The sequence below is a fragment of the Massilia pseudoviolaceinigra genome, from assembly GCF_030846505.1.
Taxonomy (GTDB): Bacteria; Pseudomonadota; Gammaproteobacteria; order Burkholderiales; family Burkholderiaceae_D; genus Telluria_A; species Telluria_A violaceinigra.
The window spans coordinates 375,430-392,760 of record NZ_JAVCWL010000002.1; the positions used below are offsets into that span (position 1 = coordinate 375,430).

Annotated in this window: 18 protein-coding genes; 9 read left to right on the forward strand and 9 right to left on the reverse strand. The window is 66.9% G+C overall.

What is annotated here, in order from left to right:
* The first annotated feature begins 104 nt into the window (after nt 1–104).
* On the forward strand, nt 105–674 hold the full coding sequence (locus RBA40_RS03495; protein ID WP_306646006.1) for a 2OG-Fe(II) oxygenase: 570 nt from the start codon (nt 105–107) through the stop codon (nt 672–674).
* Between the two features lie 43 nt (nt 675–717).
* Nucleotides 718–969: a DUF2164 domain-containing protein gene (locus tag RBA40_RS03500; protein WP_306619843.1), complete on the forward strand. Its 252-nt coding sequence runs from the start codon at nt 718–720 to the stop codon at nt 967–969.
* A gap of 197 nt (nt 970–1,166) precedes the next feature.
* Here RBA40_RS03500 and RBA40_RS03505 read toward each other — a convergent pair whose 3' ends face one another.
* Nucleotides 1,167–1,574: a response regulator gene (locus RBA40_RS03505; RefSeq protein WP_157778664.1), complete on the reverse strand. Its 408-nt coding sequence runs from the start codon at nt 1,572–1,574 to the stop codon at nt 1,167–1,169.
* A 313-nt stretch (nt 1,575–1,887) separates the two neighbouring features.
* Between RBA40_RS03505 and RBA40_RS03510 the strand changes: the two genes are divergently transcribed.
* Both RBA40_RS03510 and RBA40_RS03515 read left to right on the forward strand, forming a co-directional pair.
* Complete coding sequence (locus RBA40_RS03510) at nt 1,888–3,552, forward strand: sensor domain-containing diguanylate cyclase (RefSeq protein WP_306646008.1); 1,665 nt, start codon at nt 1,888–1,890, stop codon at nt 3,550–3,552.
* Between the two features lie 58 nt (nt 3,553–3,610).
* Nucleotides 3,611–4,237 carry a GGDEF domain-containing protein gene (locus RBA40_RS03515; protein WP_306646010.1) on the forward strand — a complete coding sequence of 209 codons (627 nt, stop codon included), beginning with the start codon at nt 3,611–3,613 and terminating at the stop codon, nt 4,235–4,237.
* Here RBA40_RS03515 and RBA40_RS03520 read toward each other — a convergent pair whose 3' ends face one another.
* Nucleotides 4,238–5,050, reverse strand: a complete 813-nt coding sequence (locus RBA40_RS03520; protein WP_306646012.1) for a TlpA disulfide reductase family protein — start codon at nt 5,048–5,050, stop codon at nt 4,238–4,240.
* A gap of 141 nt (nt 5,051–5,191) precedes the next feature.
* Here RBA40_RS03520 and RBA40_RS03525 point away from each other — a divergent pair, with 141 nt between their 5' ends.
* A complete protein-coding gene (locus tag RBA40_RS03525; RefSeq protein WP_306646014.1) occupies nt 5,192–6,736 on the forward strand; it encodes a phospholipase D family protein in 1,545 nt (514 codons plus the stop codon).
* On the opposite strand, the gene dsbD is transcribed toward RBA40_RS03525, so the two are convergent.
* Genes dsbD through mrtJ form a run of 7 tightly spaced genes read right to left on the reverse strand, consistent with a single transcriptional unit; the run spans nt 6,737 to nt 13,923 of the window.
* Nucleotides 6,737–8,590 (reverse strand): protein-disulfide reductase DsbD, encoded by a 1,854-nt coding sequence (dsbD, locus tag RBA40_RS03530; RefSeq protein ID WP_306646016.1) that lies wholly within the window; start codon nt 8,588–8,590, stop codon nt 6,737–6,739. It lies immediately after the preceding gene.
* Nucleotides 8,591–8,623: 33 nt separating this feature from the next.
* Nucleotides 8,624–9,514, reverse strand: coding sequence for an FAD:protein FMN transferase (locus RBA40_RS03535; RefSeq protein ID WP_306646018.1), 891 nt, complete (start codon nt 9,512–9,514; stop codon nt 8,624–8,626).
* Nucleotides 9,514–10,659: a DUF3570 domain-containing protein gene (locus tag RBA40_RS03540; protein ID WP_306646020.1), complete on the reverse strand. Its 1,146-nt coding sequence runs from the start codon at nt 10,657–10,659 to the stop codon at nt 9,514–9,516. Before RBA40_RS03540 ends, RBA40_RS03535 begins: the two co-directional genes overlap by 1 nt.
* 17 nt (nt 10,660–10,676) lie before the next feature.
* On the reverse strand, nt 10,677–10,916 hold the full coding sequence (locus tag RBA40_RS03545) for a DUF4266 domain-containing protein (RefSeq protein WP_306646021.1): 240 nt from the start codon (nt 10,914–10,916) through the stop codon (nt 10,677–10,679).
* A complete protein-coding gene (locus RBA40_RS03550) occupies nt 10,913–11,422 on the reverse strand; it encodes a TlpA family protein disulfide reductase (RefSeq protein ID WP_306646023.1) in 510 nt (169 codons plus the stop codon). Before RBA40_RS03550 ends, RBA40_RS03545 begins: the two co-directional genes overlap by 4 nt.
* A gap of 21 nt (nt 11,423–11,443) precedes the next feature.
* Entirely contained in the window at nt 11,444–13,552 is a 2,109-nt protein-coding gene (locus tag RBA40_RS03555; RefSeq protein WP_306646025.1) for a choice-of-anchor D domain-containing protein, read from the reverse strand.
* A gap of 20 nt (nt 13,553–13,572) precedes the next feature.
* Nucleotides 13,573–13,923: a JDVT-CTERM system glutamic-type intramembrane protease MrtJ gene (gene mrtJ / locus RBA40_RS03560; protein WP_306646027.1), complete on the reverse strand. Its 351-nt coding sequence runs from the start codon at nt 13,921–13,923 to the stop codon at nt 13,573–13,575.
* 210 nt (nt 13,924–14,133) lie between these two features.
* Here mrtJ and RBA40_RS03565 point away from each other — a divergent pair, with 210 nt between their 5' ends.
* The 4 genes from RBA40_RS03565 to RBA40_RS03580 are packed head-to-tail and all read left to right on the forward strand — an operon-like array spanning nt 14,134 to nt 17,317.
* Complete coding sequence (locus RBA40_RS03565; protein ID WP_306646028.1) at nt 14,134–14,730, forward strand: RNA polymerase sigma factor; 597 nt, start codon at nt 14,134–14,136, stop codon at nt 14,728–14,730.
* Nucleotides 14,727–15,365 (forward strand): anti-sigma factor, encoded by a 639-nt coding sequence (locus tag RBA40_RS03570; protein ID WP_306646030.1) that lies wholly within the window; start codon nt 14,727–14,729, stop codon nt 15,363–15,365. Before RBA40_RS03565 ends, RBA40_RS03570 begins: the two co-directional genes overlap by 4 nt.
* Nucleotides 15,365–16,597 carry a S8 family peptidase gene (locus RBA40_RS03575; protein ID WP_306646044.1) on the forward strand — a complete coding sequence of 411 codons (1,233 nt, stop codon included), beginning with the start codon at nt 15,365–15,367 and terminating at the stop codon, nt 16,595–16,597. Before RBA40_RS03570 ends, RBA40_RS03575 begins: the two co-directional genes overlap by 1 nt.
* A 27-nt stretch (nt 16,598–16,624) precedes the next feature.
* The gene (locus RBA40_RS03580) at nt 16,625–17,317 is read left to right on the forward strand and encodes a TorF family putative porin (protein WP_306646032.1); all 693 of its coding nucleotides are present in this window, start codon (nt 16,625–16,627) and stop codon (nt 17,315–17,317) included.
* Nucleotides 17,318–17,331: the final 14 nt, after the last annotated feature.

Below are 17,331 nucleotides of genomic sequence, written 5' to 3' on the forward strand. Positions count from 1 at the left end.
GCGGCGGTCGGGATGTCGGCGCGGCTATGGTCGCGCGCTGCTCCTCGCTGCCGACATGCTCCGCCACGGCCTGCTGCCGTTTCATTCCAGCGACACGATTACCTATGATGAACATTGAAAAATTCGGGATGGGTGTATTTTATATCCATGACTTTCTCAGCCCGCAGCAATGCGCACGCCATATCAGCGAAAGCGAAGCAATCGGCTACACGGCGGCCGGGCTGACCACCAGCGAGGGCGACCGGATCAACCGCGATTACCGCACCAACGACCGCATCATCCATGACAATGCCGTTCTGGCCGATCAGCTCTACCAGCGAGCATCGCCGGTGCTGCCGCCGCTGCAGCGCGACTGGGCACTGAGCGGTTTCAACGAACGCTTCCGGTTCTACCGCTATCAGGGCGAGCAGTTTTTCAGCGCGCACAAGGATGGCAGTTATGCCCGCAGCGAGTCGGAGGAGAGCTTTCTGACCTTCCTGATTTACCTCAATGACGATTTCACCGGCGGCCATACCGACTTTGCGTGGGAGAGCATCAAACCCAGGGCCGGTTCCGCGCTGGTGTTTCCGCATCGCCAGATGCATCAGGGATCGGCGCTGCAAAGCGGTACCAAATATGTCTTGCGCACGGACGTCATGTATCACGCGCCGCCCGGGTACACACCGGAGGGGTAAGTCTGCTAAGCTGCTGCTCCCATTTACGTTCCGCGAAACAACGATGTCCATCAAACTGAACCAGGAAACCGAGGAGCGCCTGCTGTCTTCCCTGCAGCGCTATTGCATGAAGAATTTCGACGAAGAAGTCGGTGTGCTCAAGGCGCGCCTGCTGCTCGATTTCTGCCTGCGCGAAATCGGCCCGTCCATCTACAACCAGGCGGTGCAGGATGCCCAGGCGGTGATGCAGGAGAAGATTTCCGAAGTCGATACCAATTGCTACGAGACTGAATTTGCCTATTGGCAGAAAAAGTAGCGTGTCGCCGGACCGCCGTGGCAGGCTGATCAGGCCCGTCGGGCCTTGGGTGAAGCGTCCTGAAACGCGAAAATAAACCCTTTCGCACTGTTCCTTGACCACCAACACTGTCGTGTTTGGGGTTTGAAAACCGGGTGCGGCGCGGCGGCGCGAGCGCGCCCCCGGCGTGGATCAGGAGCGGCGCGCGGCGCCCGGCATCAGGGCATGCGGTCGATCAGGTCCTTGATCGTGCCCGGATTGACCGGTTTGACGAAATAATGGTCGAAACCCGCGCCGAGCGAACGCTGCTTGTCGTACGCCTGGCCATAACCGGTCAGGGCGATCAGCACCGCGCCCGAGGTGTCCGGCAAGCGCCGCAGGTTTTCCGCCAGCACATTGCCATTCATGCCGGGCAGGCCGATGTCGAGCACGCATACCTGCGGGCGCAGTTCGCGCGCCAGGTTCAGGGCCGCGTACGGATCGGTGGCGATGGTCACCGCGTAGCCGGACAGTTGAAGATAGGTGCCGAGCGTATCGGCTGCGTCGGCGTTGTCGTCGACGATCAGTACCCGGGGGCGTTCTGTTGCCGACGGCGTCGGACTTGTGGCGATGGTTTGTGGCTGCACTGTGTACACCTTTTGGTCTTCGGTTCGATCACGAATCGGTCAGGCAGGGCGCTTGTCGCGGCACCATGCGCAGTTCCGTTAATTGATATGTCATAGGCAATCTTGCGGCGCGGGGCTTGTGCTTGGACGGTCGGCCAGCCAGAAACCTCAACAATGTTCATATGTTACGCTTTTTTACAAAATTGTTGCGTTCGCTTGAGCGCTACTGTCGCGCCTGTCGAGAGGGGCGCAAGGGTGTGCCGACGCGGTAGAATGGCGGGCGAGGCGAACCGCCTTGCGCTCACACCGTCTTTACTGCTGGAAAATCACTTCGATGCGCCTGACCCTCAACACAGCCACGCTGAAATTCCGACTGACGGTCGTGGTCATCGGCCTGGTACTGCTTGCCACCAGCGTGCTGACCTTTGTTTCCCTGTATCTGGCCGAGCGCCAGATGCGCGACGTGATCGGCTCCCAGCAAGTGGCGCTGCTCTCCAGCGCGGCCGCCTATATCGATGCCGACCTTGAGTCCCGGCAAACCCTGCTCAAGACCCTGCGCGAGGAACTCGGGCGCAGCGGCGGCCATCCGGCGGGCGGGTTGCAGGCATTCCTGGAAGCCCACGCGACCTTGCGCGAGGAATTTTTCAATGTACTGGTATTCGACAGCACCGGCACCATGCTGGCCAACATGAACGACCGGCGCACCAATAACACCATGAATTTCGGCAAGCGCGCCTACTTCACCGACACCGTGGCCGCGCGCGAAGGCGTCATTTCCAAGCCTTTCAAGAGCGCCCTGTCGGGCAAGCCGGTCATTCTTGTCACTGAACCGCTGTATGACGAACAAGGCAAGTTGATCTTCATGCTGGGCGGCGCCATCGACCTGCAGCGTCCGCGCTTTTTCGGGCAGCTCACAGCGCTCGGATCGGGCGCGACCGGCTATCTGTTCATGCTGACCAGCGCCGGCACCATCATTCACCATCCCAACAAGGAGCGCATTTTGCAGCGCGTGCAGGACGAGACGGGCGGCGCGGTAGCCTCGACCATGGCCGCGCTGGACGGTTTCGAGGGCTGGGTCGAAGGCCCCACCAAACGCGGCGTGCGCGCCCTGATCACCTACAAGCGCCTGCGCAAGACCGACTGGATCCTGGGCGCCGTGTATCCCGTCGACGAAGCGTTCACGCCGCTGATCCACATGCGCCCGACCGCGCTGCTGGCCTCGGTGGCGGTGGCGGCGCTGGCCGGACTGGCCGGCTGGCTGGCCATATTGCGCCTGCTGCGTCCTTTGGGCGCGCTGCGCGGCCATGTCGCCGGCATCGTCGACGGCAGTGCCGGAATCGAGGTGTTCAATGTGCGCGGGCACGATGAATTTGGCGAGCTCAGCCGCGCGTTCTACACGCTCTCGCAACAGCGCCGCCAGGCTGAACTGAAGCTGGAAGCCCAGGCCCGTACCGACATCCTGACCGGCATCGATAACCGCCGCATGTTCGAGGAAACCTTTGCCGCCGCCCTGGGACGGGCGGCGCGCGGCAACACGGCCATCGCGCTGGCTTACCTCGACATCGACCATTTCAAGACGATCAACGATACTTACGGGCACAAAGCGGGGGACGAGGTGCTGGTCGAATTCGCCAGGCGCCTGCGCGCGGCGGTGCGCTCGACCGACAGCGTGGCGCGCCTTGCGGGCGACGAGTTCGTGGCCATCTTCGAGGGCTTGCGCGATGATGTTGAACCGACAATGCTGGCCGAAAAGATCCTTGACATGGCGCGCACCCCCTTCCTGGCCGCCGGCGCCAGCTTGCAGGTGAGCACCAGCGTCGGCATCGCCGTAGGACGCGGCAATGCCGCCGGCGCCGGCGACTACCTGGCGCTGGCGGACGAGGCGCTGTATGCGGCCAAGCAGGCCGGCCGCGACCGGTACGCCATGCGCCGCCTCGGCGCGGCATCGAAAGGTACGCCTCAGGCAACACGACCGCAGGCAGCCACGGATAATGCTTGATTGCAGGTAACTCCGGCGGTAAGCTCTGCCTATCGGTTTTCATCTTCAAGGAACTTACATGAGCACAGAATGCGACGGTTGCCCGGCATGCGCGCCCTTGCGCGCCAGACTGGCTGAAAAAGAACAGGACATCCTGAACCTGACCGAGTCGCTCACGCGTCACGACATCCTGACCGGCGTGCTGAACCGGCGCGCCCTGACCGAGCTGGTGGCCGAAGAGCTGCAGCGCTCGTCGCGCACGGGCCAGCCGTTCTGCTTCGCCATGATCGGCATCGATCACATGAAGGAAGTCAACCAGCAGTTCGGGCACGACATCGGCGACGCTGTGCTTCAGGGCATCACCCGCTCGGCCACCGAGCTGCTGCGTACGCTGGACCGCTTCGGCCGCATCGAGAGCGACCAGTTCGGCGTTATTTTGCCGGCTACCTGGTTGCACCAGGGCGTGCTGGCGATGAACCGCCTCACCGCCAAGGTCGCCGCATTCGGCTGGGATACGCTCACGCCCGGCACGACGGTCACCTTCTCGGCCGGCCTGACCACCAATGCGCCGGCCGAAACGGCCGAGATGATGATCCAGCGCGCCGAAAAAGCCATGGCCGAAGCCAAGCAGGAAGGGCGCAACCGGACCGTGCAGATTGAGCAGGAATTGCCCGCCGGGCTGTTTGCCGCAATGGACGACATGTAACTATTTTTGCGCGCGCAGGCGCGCCAGCTTGCTCTCGAGCGAGGCTGCCGACACGGCGCCGAGATGCGAATCGGCAAGCCGGCCGCTGGCGTCATAAAACAGGGTGGTCGGCAGCGCGCCCGATCCCACCTCGCGTCCCATGGCCGAATTGGCATCAAGCACCACGTTTTCCAGCGTCGGTGCGCCGCCGTTCACGTACGCCCGCACGGTGTGCGCATCTTCGCCCTGGTTGACGAAAACAAACACCACATTGGGCTCGCGTTGCTGCGCGGCGGCCAGCAGCGGCATTTCTGCGCGGCAGGGCGGGCACCAGCTGGCCCACAGATTGACCACCACCGGCCGCCCTTGCGCCAGCGCCGCCAGCGTGACCGCCGCCCCGGTGGGCGTGATCAGCGCCGTCACCGGCAAGGGCTTGCGTTCGCTCAGGTTCAGCAGCAGCGGCGCCCCCGACGTGAACCACGCGAGCGCCCCCGCCAGCATGCCCGCCGCCAGCGGATTGCGCAGGTGCGGATTGTTCAGCATGCGCCAGCCGCCGTACGCCAGGCCGGCCAGCATCACCGCCCACGGCGTAAAGCCGCCATCGCGGATATCGATGATCGACAGCGGCGCCGCGCGGTACTGGGCGAACCAGGTGGCCACGAACACGATCCGGCCCGCCACCAGCCCGACCAGCAGCATGTCGAGCAGCACCTTGCCGGTCCGGACCTTCTGATGGCGCCCAACCCAGTTGCCTAGGCCGCATGCTATAAGTAGCGATATGAGCAGCAGCAGGTGCGCCGTCTGGAAGCTGAAGGGCCCGAGGCTGACGGTCATGGTGAGGTTCTTTTCATGGGGCGGGTCCGGATAAACAAACGTCAATATTGTCGCGCACACAGATTAGGCCGGGGTTAACGCAGGGACCGCGCCGCCACTGGCATCATCCGGTTCGCCCTTGGGCGCCGTCCGGGAGGAAGCATGCAAACATCACCACTGACCTCGATGCTGGCCGCGCTGCTGCTCGCGGTCACGCTGAGCGGCTGCGCCGGCCTGCCCGCGCTCGATGGCCGCACGCCCAGCCACTACATCGCCGCCACCTCCGCCACGCGCCTGGGCACGGCGCTGGCGCCGCTGAACGCAGAGCATCCCGGCATGTCGGGCCTGTACTCGCTGGCCAACGGGCGCGACGCCTTTGCCGCGCGCGCCATGCTGGCCGACGCCGCCGAACGCACCCTCGACATCCAGTACTATATCTGGCGCAACGATACCACCGGCATGTTGCTGTTCAACGCCTTGCGCACGGCGGCGGCGCGCGGCGTGCGGGTGCGCCTCCTGCTCGACGATAACAACACGCGCGGCCTGGACCCGGTGCTATCCGCGCTCGACGCCGACCCCAATATCGAAGTGCGCCTGTTCAATCCCTTCGTCACGCGCGCGCACCGCGCGCTCGGCTACCTGTCCGACTTTGCGCGCCTGAACCGGCGCATGCACAACAAATCCTTCACGGCCGATAACGCGGCCACCATTATCGGCGGGCGCAATATCGGCGACGAATACTTTGGCGTGGCCGGCAGCCTGCTGTTCGTCGATCTCGACGTGATGGCGGTCGGCCCGGTGGTGGACGCCGTCTCGCGCGACTTCGACCGTTACTGGAACAGCCGCTCGGCCTATCCGGTCGCTCTGCTGGTGCCGGCGGCTGCCCCCGGCAGCGCGGACAAGCTGGCCGCGCAGGACGGGCAGGGGGCTGCGGGCGCCGATTACGTGGCGGCGGTGCGCGCTTCGCCTTTCGTCGCGCAGCTGGTTAACCGCAGCCTGCCGTTCGAGTGGGCTACGACGACGTTGGTGAGCGACGATCCGGACAAGGTGCTTGGCAAGGAGGCGCCGGAGACCAAGGTCACCTACCAGCTCCAGAAGCTGTTGGGCGACCCGACCCGGACGGTGGACCTGGTATCGCCGTATTTCGTGCCCGGTAAGACCTGGGCTGCCAATTTCGCGGCGATGGCGGCGCGCGGCATGGACGTGCACATCCTGACCAATTCGCTCGAAGCGACCGATGTGGCGGTGGTCCACGCGGGCTATGCCAAATGGCGCAAGCCCCTGCTGGAAGCGGGGGTGACGCTGTATGAACTGCACCGCGGCGTTGACGGCGAGCGTGCGCCCGAAGGGGCAAAGGGAGGTAAGCTTGGCAGCTCCGCATCGAGCCTGCACGCGAAGACGTTTTCGGTGGACCGCAAGCGCGTCTTCATCGGGTCCTTCAACTTCGACCCGCGCTCGGCCGACTTGAATACCGAGATGGGGTTTGTGGTCGAGAGCCCCGACATGGCTGCGCGCATGGCAAAGGCCCTGCGCGAACGGGTGCCGGCGCGCGCTTACCGGGTGCGCCTGGCGCCCGACGGCGCGCTGTACTGGACCGAGCGCGTGGGGGATACGGAAATCCGCCACGACACCGAGCCCGGTACCGGCTTCTGGAAGCGCGCGGCAGTGGGCGTGCTGTCGCTGCTGCCGATCGACTGGCTGCTGTAATCAGCCCGCCGCGCCGTGCGCGGCCTGCAGGCGCTCGGCAAAGCGCTGGGCCGGCACGAAGCCGATGATGCGCCCTTGCGGCACTTCCTTGCCGCTGGCATCGAACAGGATGATGCCTGGTGGCCCGAACAGGCTGAATTTTTTCATCAGCGCGCGGTCGTCGGCATTGTTGGCCGTCACATCCACCTGGATCAGGCGCATTTTCTTCATCGAGGCGGCCACCGCGCTGTCGGGGAACGTCATCCGTTCCATCTCCTTGCAGGCCACGCACCAGTCGGCGTAAAAGTCGAGCAGCACCGGCGTGGTGGTATCGGCCAGCGCGCGTTCCAGTTCGGCGACGGTGCGGATGCGCGTGAACTGCGGGCCGGTTTCGGCGTGGGCGAGCGCGGTGCCGCCCCCGCCGCGCAAATGCGCCAGCGGCTGCAGCACATCGCGTCCCGCGCTGGCCGCGCCGGCCAGCTCGAACAGGCCGCCGACCAGCATCACCACGCCCAGCGCCTTGCCGGCGTAGGCACCGGCGCCGCTGTGCGGCGGCAGCGCCTGGCCCACATGCAGGAACAGCGCGCACAGGATCGCAAAGCCGCCCCACAGCGCCATCATCACCGGTACCGGGAACACCGGCGAGACCATCCAGATCGCGACCGCGATGAGCAGCATGCCGAATACCTTTTTCACGCCATTCATCCAGGCGCCGGCGCGCGGCAGCAGGCTGCCGGCCGAAAGACCGGTCAACAGCAGCGGCACGCTCATCCCGAGCGCCATCGAAAACAGGGCCCAGCCACCGATCCAGGCGTTGCCGGTCTGGCTGATGTACAGCAGCGCGCCAGCCAGGGGACCGGCCACGCACGGACCGACGATCAGTGCCGACAGCGCGCCCATGATGAACACGCCCACGAAGCGTCCGCCGCGCACCGCGCCGCCGGTGCTGGAAAGGCGGGTTTGCAGCGCGCTTGGCAGCTGCAATTGGTAGACATCGAACATCGACAGCGCCAGTCCGACCAGCAGCGCGCCGAACGTCAGCAGCACCCATGGCTTTTGGAGCGCCCCGGCCAGGCCTTCGCCAGCCAGCCCGGCGCCCACGCCCAGCGCCGTGTAGACCAGCGCCATGCCGAGACAATAGGCCGAGGCGAGCAGCAGGCCGCGGCTGCGCGACACCGTCCCTTCGCCGACGATGATCGACGACAGGATCGGCACCATCGGCAGCACGCACGGCGTGAACGACAGCAGCAGGCCAAACAGCAGGAACGCGCTGCCGATGCGCCACAAGCTACCGCTTTGCAGGGTGCGCTGGGCCAGCGTGGTGTCGTCCTCGGGCGCGGCGGCGCTGGCCGCGGTGTGGGCCGGTGCGCTGGCCGCAGGTGGCGCAACCGCCGCCGGAGGTGGTGCCTCCGCCTGCGGTGTCAGCACGCCAGGTTTGGCCGGATCGACCAGATAGGTTTTGCCGACCGGCGCGTAGCACAGGCCCGCGTCTGCGCAGCCCTGGTAGGCGACGTTGAGGGTGAACGGCTTGCCCGGCACGGGGGCCAGCGCGACATCGAGCTGGCCCTGGTAGGTTTCCATCTCCTTGTTGAAGTTCTCGTCGAACTTGCGAATGCCGGCCGGCAGCGCCGGTGCGGCGATGGGGGCGTCGCCGGCCGCGCTGGTAAACGCCAGCCGCTCGCGGTACAGATGGTAGCCCGGCGCGATGGTCCAGCGCAGCGCGACGGCGCCGCCGTCACGCACCTCGGTACGCAGCACAAAGGCTTGTTCGGGGTCGAGGAAGTCGTCGGCCGCGGCGGCCTTGCCCGCCCAGCCGGCAAAGGCGAGCATGGCCAGCAGCGACAGCAGCCATCTCAGGAAAGGTGCGGATTTCATGGTGTTTCTCCAGTAGTCAAATCGGTGGTGGTGTTACACATCCTTGCGGAAGCACTGGCCTTGCTGGTCGATGGCGAGGTAGGCCATGCCTGAGTTGTCGAGGAAGGCCAGGCCATCCTCCTGCATCAGCATGGCGATGGTGGAACAGCTGCCGGCGGCAATGGCCAGGGGGCCGAGCACGCTGACCGAGCGCCAGTGCGACACCGGCATGCCGCTGCGCGGGTCGAGCACATGGCAATAACGCTTCCCGGCGATGTCGATGAAGCGTTCGTAGTCGCCGCTGGTGGCGAGCGCGCCGCTGGCGATCGGGATCGCGCCGGCCAGGCGTTCGGTATCGCGCGGGTCCTGCACGCCGATCTCCCAGGGGGCGCCGTCGGGGCGCGGGCCGATGATGCGCAGGTCGCCCCCCAGGTTGACGTAACCGTGGCGCACGCCGCTGGCGGCCAGCAGCGCCGCCGCGCGGTCGGCCGCGTATTCCTTGCCAAAGCCGCCGAAGTCGATTTCCATGCCCGCTTTGGACAGGCGGATGGCGCCATGCTCGCGCTGGACGTGCTGCCAGCCGACCAGCGCAAGCAGCGCGTCGAGCACCGCCTGCGCCGGCAGCACGGGACGGCGGAAATCCCAGGCGCGCCGCAGCACGCCCGAGGTGATGTCGAACAGGCCGCCGCTGGTGGCGTGCAGCACGCGGGCGTAGTCCAGCAGCGCGTTGGTCTCGTCGTCGCAGACCACCGGATCGCGCCCGGCCGCATGATTGATGCGGTTTACAATGCCGCCGGTGCGGTAGCGCGAATAGGTGGCCTCGATGCGCAACACCTCGTCGATCGCGACCTGCGCCAGGCGAGCGCCATCGACGCCCGGCGCGAGCCCCAAGCGCAGCTCGCAGCGGCTGGCCATGGCCTCGAACGGGAACGCTTGCACGTCCATTACCACTGCCGCGTGAGGCCCAGCTGGATGCTGTGGGCGCGCAGCGGCTCCAGTCCCGGGCTGCCTTTGTCGAACAGGCGCCAGCTGCCGCGCTGCTGGTAGGCTTCCAGCTTGACGTCGACGATCCAGTCGCCGCTGAGCTGCTTGGCGACCTTGATCCCCAGCGTGACGGCACCGAAGCCCGACAGGCGCTGGTCGGCCGACGACAGGCCGTCAGGGTTGCTGGCATAGCCGGGCCGGAACGGCTCGCCCAGCACGCCGTCGTACACCGGGTCGAAGTAGAAACGCGCCGCGCGCTGCGAGTACAGGCGCGCCGACGGCGTGATGATCCAGCCCTGGCCGGCCGGCTGCACGTATTCGCCGCCGAAGGTGTGGGCGCGGATGCCGTAGGTGTCGGTGTAATAGCGGTAGGAGAGGCGGCTGGTGCCGCCCGTGGCGGCGTAGTGATGGTTCCAGCGTCCCATCAGGGTGCTCTGGTTGCGCTGGCGCGGACGGTTGTCGAACGCCTTGTACGGGTCCGAAAAGTAACCGTGGCCGCGGTTGTGGGTCACGGTCAGCTGCGCCAGGTCGTTCGGTCCCAGTACCTGGGTCACGCCGGCGAGGAAGTTCACGGTCTGGCGCGATTCGTCGCGCACGATGAAGTTGACCGGGTTGATGGAATCGTCGGAGCCGCCCATGCCGAGCGACCAGGTGGTGTTCTTGTCTTCGCTCGACATGGTGCCGGTCACGGACAGGGCGCGCGAGTCGTAGTCATGCTCGGTCGAATAGGCCGCGCCCACGGTCAGGCTGCCGCGCTGGAAGTAGCGCGTGACAGAGGCGTCGCCGGCCTTGCGGTCGTCGCTCATGCGCGAGGCGCCCGATACGGCCGTGTGGTAGCGCGGCGACGCGCCCGAGACATCGTCGGCCGTCAGCGAAGCGGCCACCGACCAGACGCCGGCCACGGGCGCGATTACCGACACCGATGGCGCGCGCACGCGGATGCGGTCCATGGCGGACTGGCTCTCTTCGTAACTGAGCAGCTTGACGCTGATGGAAGCGTGTTCCGGCGGCGTTTCGGCGTGCACCAGGCCTGGCAGCATCAGCGCCGCCGCCAGGATGGCGTGGCCGAGGGCCGCGGGTTGTACGGGGAGGAGTTGGGTGGTCATGTGCTTGTTCATTCCTCTCAGTTGCAACCGCAGCCGCCGCCGCCGACACCGCTGCCGCCCGACGCCGCCTCGCGGCTCGCATAAATATGTTCATTGAAGCGCGTTTCGAGTCCGTCGCCTTCCATCAGCATTTCCGGCTTGGCCAGCGTGCCTTTTTCCCAGGCTTGCACCGGGGTGATGGCCGAGCAGCCGGTGACGCCGGCGGCCAGCGCCGCCAGGGCACCGGCGCGCAGCAGGGTCATGATCGTCATTGTCATTTTTTCGCTCCCAGTGCAGCCTTGATTTTGGTTTCCAGCTCGTCGCGGTCGGCCGCCTTGAAGCCGCTATGCTCGAACAGCACCTTGCCGTCCGCGCCAATGAGGACGCTGCTCGGCATGCCCTTGATGCCGTAGCTGCGCGGCGTGGCGCCGGCCGGATCGAAGCCGATCGCGAACTTGGCCGGCGTGCTCGCCAGGAAGGCGCGCGCGTCTTCCACCTTGGCGTCGACGTTGACGCCGACGATCTGCAGGCCCTGCGCACCGTACTTGGCCTGCATGTCGTTCATCCACGGGAACGACTGGCGGCACGGGCCGCACCACGATGCCCAGAAGTCGACATACACCACCTTGCCGGCGTATTTTTCGAGTTTGACCGCGCCATCGGGCCCCGCGAGGTCGAACGTCGGAGCGGGTTTGCCCGCTTCCAGCGCGCTTGCCGGCACCGCCAGCAGCGCCAGGACGAGGGACGCGGCCAGTGCGCGTGTATTACGTTTGAAGTTGTTCATGCCGGTTCCTAAAGTGATCGGTCAGGACTGCGCCGGCTTGCGCCGGCGCCAGAAGAGGACGGCGGCCGCCATCAGTGCCAGCAGGGCCAGCATCGGATCGCTGCCGCCGCGTACGGACGAACAGCCGCCGCCGCCCTGGTTTTGTGCCGGCGGTGCGCTGGCCGGCGTGGCCGCGGCCTGTCCGGCCAGTGCGATGGTCCAGCTGCCGCCGCCATCTGCCTGCAGCACGACGCTGCCGTTGCTGGCGCCCGCCGTGGCCGGGGTGTAGCCGATCACCATGTCGCACGACGCCCCCGGTTGCAGCGCAAACGGCAAGGCCGGGCAGCCGCTGGCGTCAGCCACGCGCGCGAATGGCCCGCTGAAGTTCGCCGCCGACAGGTTGATGGCCGCAGTGCCAGCATTACTGAGCGTGAAGCGTTTCGATCCCGCACTGGCGCCGAAATCGAACGATTGCGGAGCCAGCGTGAGCGCCGGTGCCGCGGCGATGGCGGTGCCGGTGCCGGTGAGCGGCAGCGAAAACTGCGTGCCGCCGTCGGTGACCAGCAGCAGGTTGGCGCTGCGCGCGCCCGGTGCGCCCGGCTTGAAGCTGGTGTCGATGGTGCAGCTGCCGGCGGGGCTGAGCGTGCCGTTGACGGCGCACGAGCCGCCGAGGACGAAGTCGCCGCCATTGGCGCCATCGATCACCAGGGTCGCGATCTTGAGCGCCGCGGTGCCGGGATTGCGCAGCACCGTCGTGTGCGGCGCTGCGCTTTTACCGACCTGGATCTCGCCGAAGCCGATGGGACCTGCGTCCGACAGCGTCGGCTTGGCGACAGCGGCAGTGGTGCCGGCGCCGCTGACGGCCACCTGCACCGCGCCACCGTTGTAGCTGGCCACCAGCGTGGCCGACACCGCGCCTTCGGCCGTCGCCGCGAACACCAGCGGCACGCTGCAGGTGGCGCCAGGCGCCAGCGCAGCGCCGCAGTGACTGCCCGGCGCCACGCTGATGGCGGAAGACCCGTTGACGGCGATCGAAGAGAATGTGAGTGCCATGTTGCCGGTATTGGTCAGCGTGACGTTCTGCGTTGTGCTGGCCGCGCCGATAGTCTGGCTGCCGAAAGCGAGCACGCTCGGCGTGGCGCTTGCCGCCACTGCCGCGCTGGCGCCGCTGCCGGCGAGGCCGATGGTGACGTTGCCGTTGGCGGCATTCGACACCAGGTTCAGATTGCCCGTGAAGGCGCCGTTGGCGGTGGGCTGCGCCCGTACCGTCAGCGCGCAGCTGGCGCCGTTCGCCAGCGGCTTGTTCACCGCGCAGTCGCCGCCCAGCGTGAAGGTGGCGCCGCTGGCGCCTCCCAGCGTGATGGCGCTCAGGGTCAGCGCGGTCTGGCCGCTGTTACTGACCGTGATGCTTTGGGGCGCGGACGCCACATTGGTCGCCAGCGCGCCGAAATTGACGCTGGTGGCCGACACGCCGATGGTGGCCTGGGGCGATGTGCTGCCGGTGCCGCTCAGGGCCACGCTGCTGGTGCCACCGGTGCCGTTGTGGGCCACCGCCAGAGTGGCGCTGCGCACGCCGGCAGTACCCGGCTTGAAGCTGACCAGCACCGTGCAATCGGCGCCCGCGGCAACCGCGCCACCGGAGGCGCAGGTGCCGCCGGCCACGCTGAAATCGGCGGCGGCGGCGCCGGTCACGCCGATGGTGTCGATATTGAGCGCGCCGGAACCGGTGTTGGCCAGGGTGGCGCTCAGGGAGCTGCTGGTCTGGCCAAGAACGGTGCCGCTGAAGGTGAGGCTCGACGGGTTCAGGCTCGCCACGGGGGCCGCGATCACGTCCGGGTTGCCGATAAAGGCCGCCAGGTCGGCCAGGTCGACGGCGCTCAATTTGCCGGCGTAGATATTGCCCATGCCGCCCTTGTTGGCGGCAATCGCGGCGCTGATGGCGGCCGGATTGTCGGCTGCGCTCAGGATCTTGCTGACGTTCGCCGCCGGCGAGGCGCTGTGGCAGCGGGCGCAGGCCGCGCCGCCGCTGGGCGGGCCGTTCAGGTACAGGCTTTTGCCGTGCACGGCATCAGCCGCGTGGGCCTGGCCCATGGCCATCAGTGCGCACAGTCCGGCCCCGAGGCCGGATTGGTTCAGTCGAAATCCCGTCATTGCTACTCCTGGTTGATAGTTTAATAGGTGCTGAAACTGCAAAAACTCAGTGCCAATCCGTTACACAGCGCGTGAACCAGTGCGCACAGCCGCCAGTCGCGCCAGCGGCGGTAAACCAGTCCGAATGCGAAGCCGGGCAACAGCACCGCCGCCATCGCCTGCCAGCCCGAGGTCACGTGCAGCAGGCTGAATGCGAGCGCCGGCAAGGCCAGGACCAGCGCCGTATGCAGGCGCCGGCGCATCAGCCATTCCTGCAGGCCGGCGCGCATAATCCATTCTTCCAGCAGCGGCGCGAGCAGCAGCAGGCGAAACAGGCTGGCCGCCGAGTGATCGAGCAATTGGGGGCCGCACAAAGCGGGGAGGGCAAGCAAAATGCGGATCCTTGGTCGGTCTTGAGGTGGTCTTGTTGCTCGGTCAATACGAGCCCGTGCATAAAAGGTTCAATGCTTTTACAAAATATTTTGTAAAAATAGCCACGTGTAGAATCGTTCCCAAGGGTGGAACACCATATTTTTTTCTCGGCAGCATGAACCTTTTCGCTCCGAGCAAGTATTCACCGCATAATTGGAGAAAATCGCAGGATGCTTAAACAATGGAGAGCGCGGGTTGCGGGAGCGCCGGCCACGCCGGCCGGCAGCAGCGAAACGGCGTTGATTGCCCTGATCGCGGGCGGGGACCGGGACGCCTTCCAGGCCCTGTACCGAATCTACTTTGGACGGCTGGCGCGCTTTCTGGACCGGATGGTGCGCAACGGCGCGCTGATCGAGGAGATCGTCAACGACACCATGCTGGTGGTGTGGCAGAAGGCGCATACCTTCGACCATAGCTGCAAGGTGTCGACCTGGGTGTTCGCCATCGCCTACCGGCAGGGGCTCAAGGCGGTCAACATGCGCGACGAGCCGGTCGAATCCAATTTTGAGCTGGAGGCAGGCGACGTGCGCCAGGAGCCGGAGCACGCCATGGCGCAGCAGCAGTTGCAGCAGGGGGTGGGTGAGGCGCTCAAGGCGCTCTCGCTCGAACAGCGGGTGGTTGTCACCCTCACTTATTACCACGACATGGGCTACCAGGAAATCGCCGAGACGATGGGTTGCCCGGTCAATACCGTGAAAACGCGGATGTTTCATGCGCGGCAGCGCCTCAAGGTGCTGCTGTCCGCACATCAGGAAGAACTCTTATGAACCTGAACCAAGAACCGACCAGCGCATCGCACCAGGCGATGCGTGATTTGCTGCCGTGGTTCGTCAACGGCACCCTGGACGAGGCCGAGGCCGAGAGCGTGCGCGCGCATCTGCCGCACTGCGCCCAGTGCGCGGGCGAAGTGGAATGGCAGCGCCAGTTGCAGGCGGCGGCGCCGGGCGAGCCGGCCGGCCTCGATCCGGAACGGGCGCTGGCGCGGCTGATGCCGCGTCTGGGCCCACAGGAGCGCGCCGCGCCTCCCGCTGCCAGGGGCTTGCGCGCCTGGCTTGGCGGCGGCTGGATGCCATGGGCGCTGGCGGGGCAGGGCGCGCTGATTGCGTTGATGGCTTTCCAGGTGATCGCGCCCGGCGCCAACGGAGACGACTACCAGGCACTAAGTAACGGCGAGAAGGCGCCGGCCGGCGCCATGGTGGTGATGTTCCGTCCCGACGCCAGCCTGCGCGACGTGCAGCGCATCCTGCAGGCCAGCGGTGCGCGCGTGGTCGACGGGCCGACCGTCACCGGCGCTTTCGTGCTCGGCGCGCCGCAAGAACGCCAGGCCGGCGCGCTGGCGGCGCTCAGGGCCGACCCCGCGGTGCAGCTGGCCGAAGCGCTCACGCCGCGGAGCGCGCCGTGATGCGTAAGCTGCTGGCGGCGCTGCTGCTGGTCGTTGCGGCGGCCTGCCGCGCCGGCGGGCAGGACGCACCGGCGGCGCTGGCCGCCGAACAGGGCGCCACGCGCCAGATCCTCGTGATGCTGCATTTGGCGGCACCGCACTTCCGGCCCGACGTCTCCTATGGCGCCAACTATCGCGACGACGCCGGACGCCTGGCGCGGCGCCGCATCGCCGAAGCGCTGGCGCGCGAACATGGCCTGACCATCCTCGAAGGCTGGCCGATGCCGGCCCTGAACGTGGACTGCTACCGCATGGCCGAACCGGCCGGCGCCGAGCCGGGCAAGATCGTCGAAGCGCTCTCGCGCGACGCCCGGGTCGACTGGGCGCAAGCGATCAACACCTTTTCGGCGCAGGCCAACGACCCGCTGTATCCGGTGCAGCCGGCCGCGCTGCAATGGCAACTGGGCGAAGTGCGCAAGGCCGCCACCGGGCGCAAGGTGCTGGTGGCGGTGATCGACAGCGGCGTCGAGGCCGACCATCCGGACCTGGCCGGGCAGCTCGCCTTCCAGGAAAATTTCGTCGACGGCCAGCCCTATGCCGCCGAAACGCATGGCACCGGCGTGGCGGCGGTGATCGCGGCGCTGGCCGGCAACGGGGTCGGGATCGAAGGCGTGGCGCCGGACGCGCGCCTGATGGCGCTGCGCGCTTGCTGGCAGATCGCCAGCGGCGCCACCCGATGCAACAGCTTTACCCTGGCCAAGGCGCTCAACTTCGCGCTGATGCACGGCGCGCAGGTGATCAACCTGAGTTTGTCGGGACCGGCGGACCGGCTGCTGCGCGAGCTGATCGACGTGGCCTGCGCGCGCGGCGTGCGGGTGGTGGGAGCGGTGGACGCGGCCAGTGCCGACGGCGGCTTTCCGGCGTCGCACCCCGGCGTGTTCGCGGTGGCGGCCGACAGCAGCCGCCAGCTCAGCGCACAGGTGCTGATGGCACCCGGGCGCGACATCCCGACGGCGGCGCCGGGTGCGCGCTGGGGCATGGTCTCGGGGTCCTCCTATTCAGCGGCGCATATCTCTGGCATGATGGCCGTGCTGAGCGAGCTGCGTCCCGGCCTCACCTTGCCGCAGGTCCGCTCGAGCATCGTGGTGCAACCGGGCGGCATCAACTTTTGCGCCACCGTCACCCGCCTCACAGGAAAATGTACATGCGTTTGCGTCGAGGTCACGCCGCCAAAAATCGTCCGCCTGCCCTGAATCACGCCGCCGTGCGCGGGGGTGTCGTTGCGTAGATGGCGTCTGGCGCTCGCGCTTGCGTGCTGCGTGGCTGGCGGCGACGCGCGCGCCCAGGCCAGCGGCAGCATGTCGGTCGTCTCCGATTATTATTACCGCGGCGTCGGCTACAGCAAGGGCGACCCGGTCCCCCAGTTCAATCTCTCGTTCGACACGCGCAGCGGCTGGTATGCGGGCACGTTCGCATCCATGCTCAAGATGAGCGGCACGTCGCGCGGCCTGTACGCGATCGGCTACGCCGGCTATGCGCGGCGGATGGCGGCCGGCGGCTCGTGGGAAGCCGGCGGGACTAACCACACCTTCTCCACCATGTCGGCCCTGAACTACCGCGAAGTGTACGTGGGACTGGGCAGCGACCGCCTAAGCGGCCGTGTGTCGTATTCGCCCGCGTACATGGGCACGGCGATGCGCACCGTGTACAGCGAAGTCAATGGCGGCCTGGCCTTGAACGACGATGTGGGCCTGTTCGCGCGCATCGGCTATCTGCGCGCGGTGTCGGCGGTGCCGCGCTACACCTCCGGCCCGCGGCTCGATGGGCGTATCGGCATCGGCGTGAGCATCGAGGCGTGGAAACTGCAGGCGGCGTGGGATGCGCTGCATGCGGAGCAGGGCACCTACGCCAGAACGGGCGGCAGCATCCGCTCGCGAAATGGGCTGGTGCTCAGCGTCACCCGCTCCTTCTAGACCGGCGCTTCATA

Coding starts and splice junctions, on each gene's coding strand:
- RBA40_RS03550 (WP_306646023.1), bottom strand. CDS start 11,422: ATGAACAACTTCAAACGTAATACACGCGCACTGGCCGCGTCCCTCGTC.
- RBA40_RS03565 (WP_306646028.1), top strand. CDS start 14,134: ATGCTTAAACAATGGAGAGCGCGGGTTGCGGGAGCGCCGGCCACGCCG.
- RBA40_RS03535 (WP_306646018.1), bottom strand. CDS start 9,514: ATGGACGTGCAAGCGTTCCCGTTCGAGGCCATGGCCAGCCGCTGCGAG.
- RBA40_RS03525 (WP_306646014.1), top strand. CDS start 5,192: ATGCAAACATCACCACTGACCTCGATGCTGGCCGCGCTGCTGCTCGCG.
- RBA40_RS03510 (WP_306646008.1), top strand. CDS start 1,888: ATGCGCCTGACCCTCAACACAGCCACGCTGAAATTCCGACTGACGGTC.
- RBA40_RS03495 (WP_306646006.1), top strand. CDS start 105: ATGATGAACATTGAAAAATTCGGGATGGGTGTATTTTATATCCATGAC.
- dsbD (WP_306646016.1), bottom strand. CDS start 8,590: ATGAAATCCGCACCTTTCCTGAGATGGCTGCTGTCGCTGCTGGCCATG.
- RBA40_RS03515 (WP_306646010.1), top strand. CDS start 3,611: ATGAGCACAGAATGCGACGGTTGCCCGGCATGCGCGCCCTTGCGCGCC.
- RBA40_RS03570 (WP_306646030.1), top strand. CDS start 14,727: ATGAACCTGAACCAAGAACCGACCAGCGCATCGCACCAGGCGATGCGT.
- RBA40_RS03575 (WP_306646044.1), top strand. CDS start 15,365: ATGCGTAAGCTGCTGGCGGCGCTGCTGCTGGTCGTTGCGGCGGCCTGC.
- RBA40_RS03500 (WP_306619843.1), top strand. CDS start 718: ATGTCCATCAAACTGAACCAGGAAACCGAGGAGCGCCTGCTGTCTTCC.
- RBA40_RS03555 (WP_306646025.1), bottom strand. CDS start 13,552: ATGACGGGATTTCGACTGAACCAATCCGGCCTCGGGGCCGGACTGTGC.
- RBA40_RS03540 (WP_306646020.1), bottom strand. CDS start 10,659: ATGACCACCCAACTCCTCCCCGTACAACCCGCGGCCCTCGGCCACGCC.
- RBA40_RS03545 (WP_306646021.1), bottom strand. CDS start 10,916: ATGACAATGACGATCATGACCCTGCTGCGCGCCGGTGCCCTGGCGGCG.
- RBA40_RS03520 (WP_306646012.1), bottom strand. CDS start 5,050: ATGACCGTCAGCCTCGGGCCCTTCAGCTTCCAGACGGCGCACCTGCTG.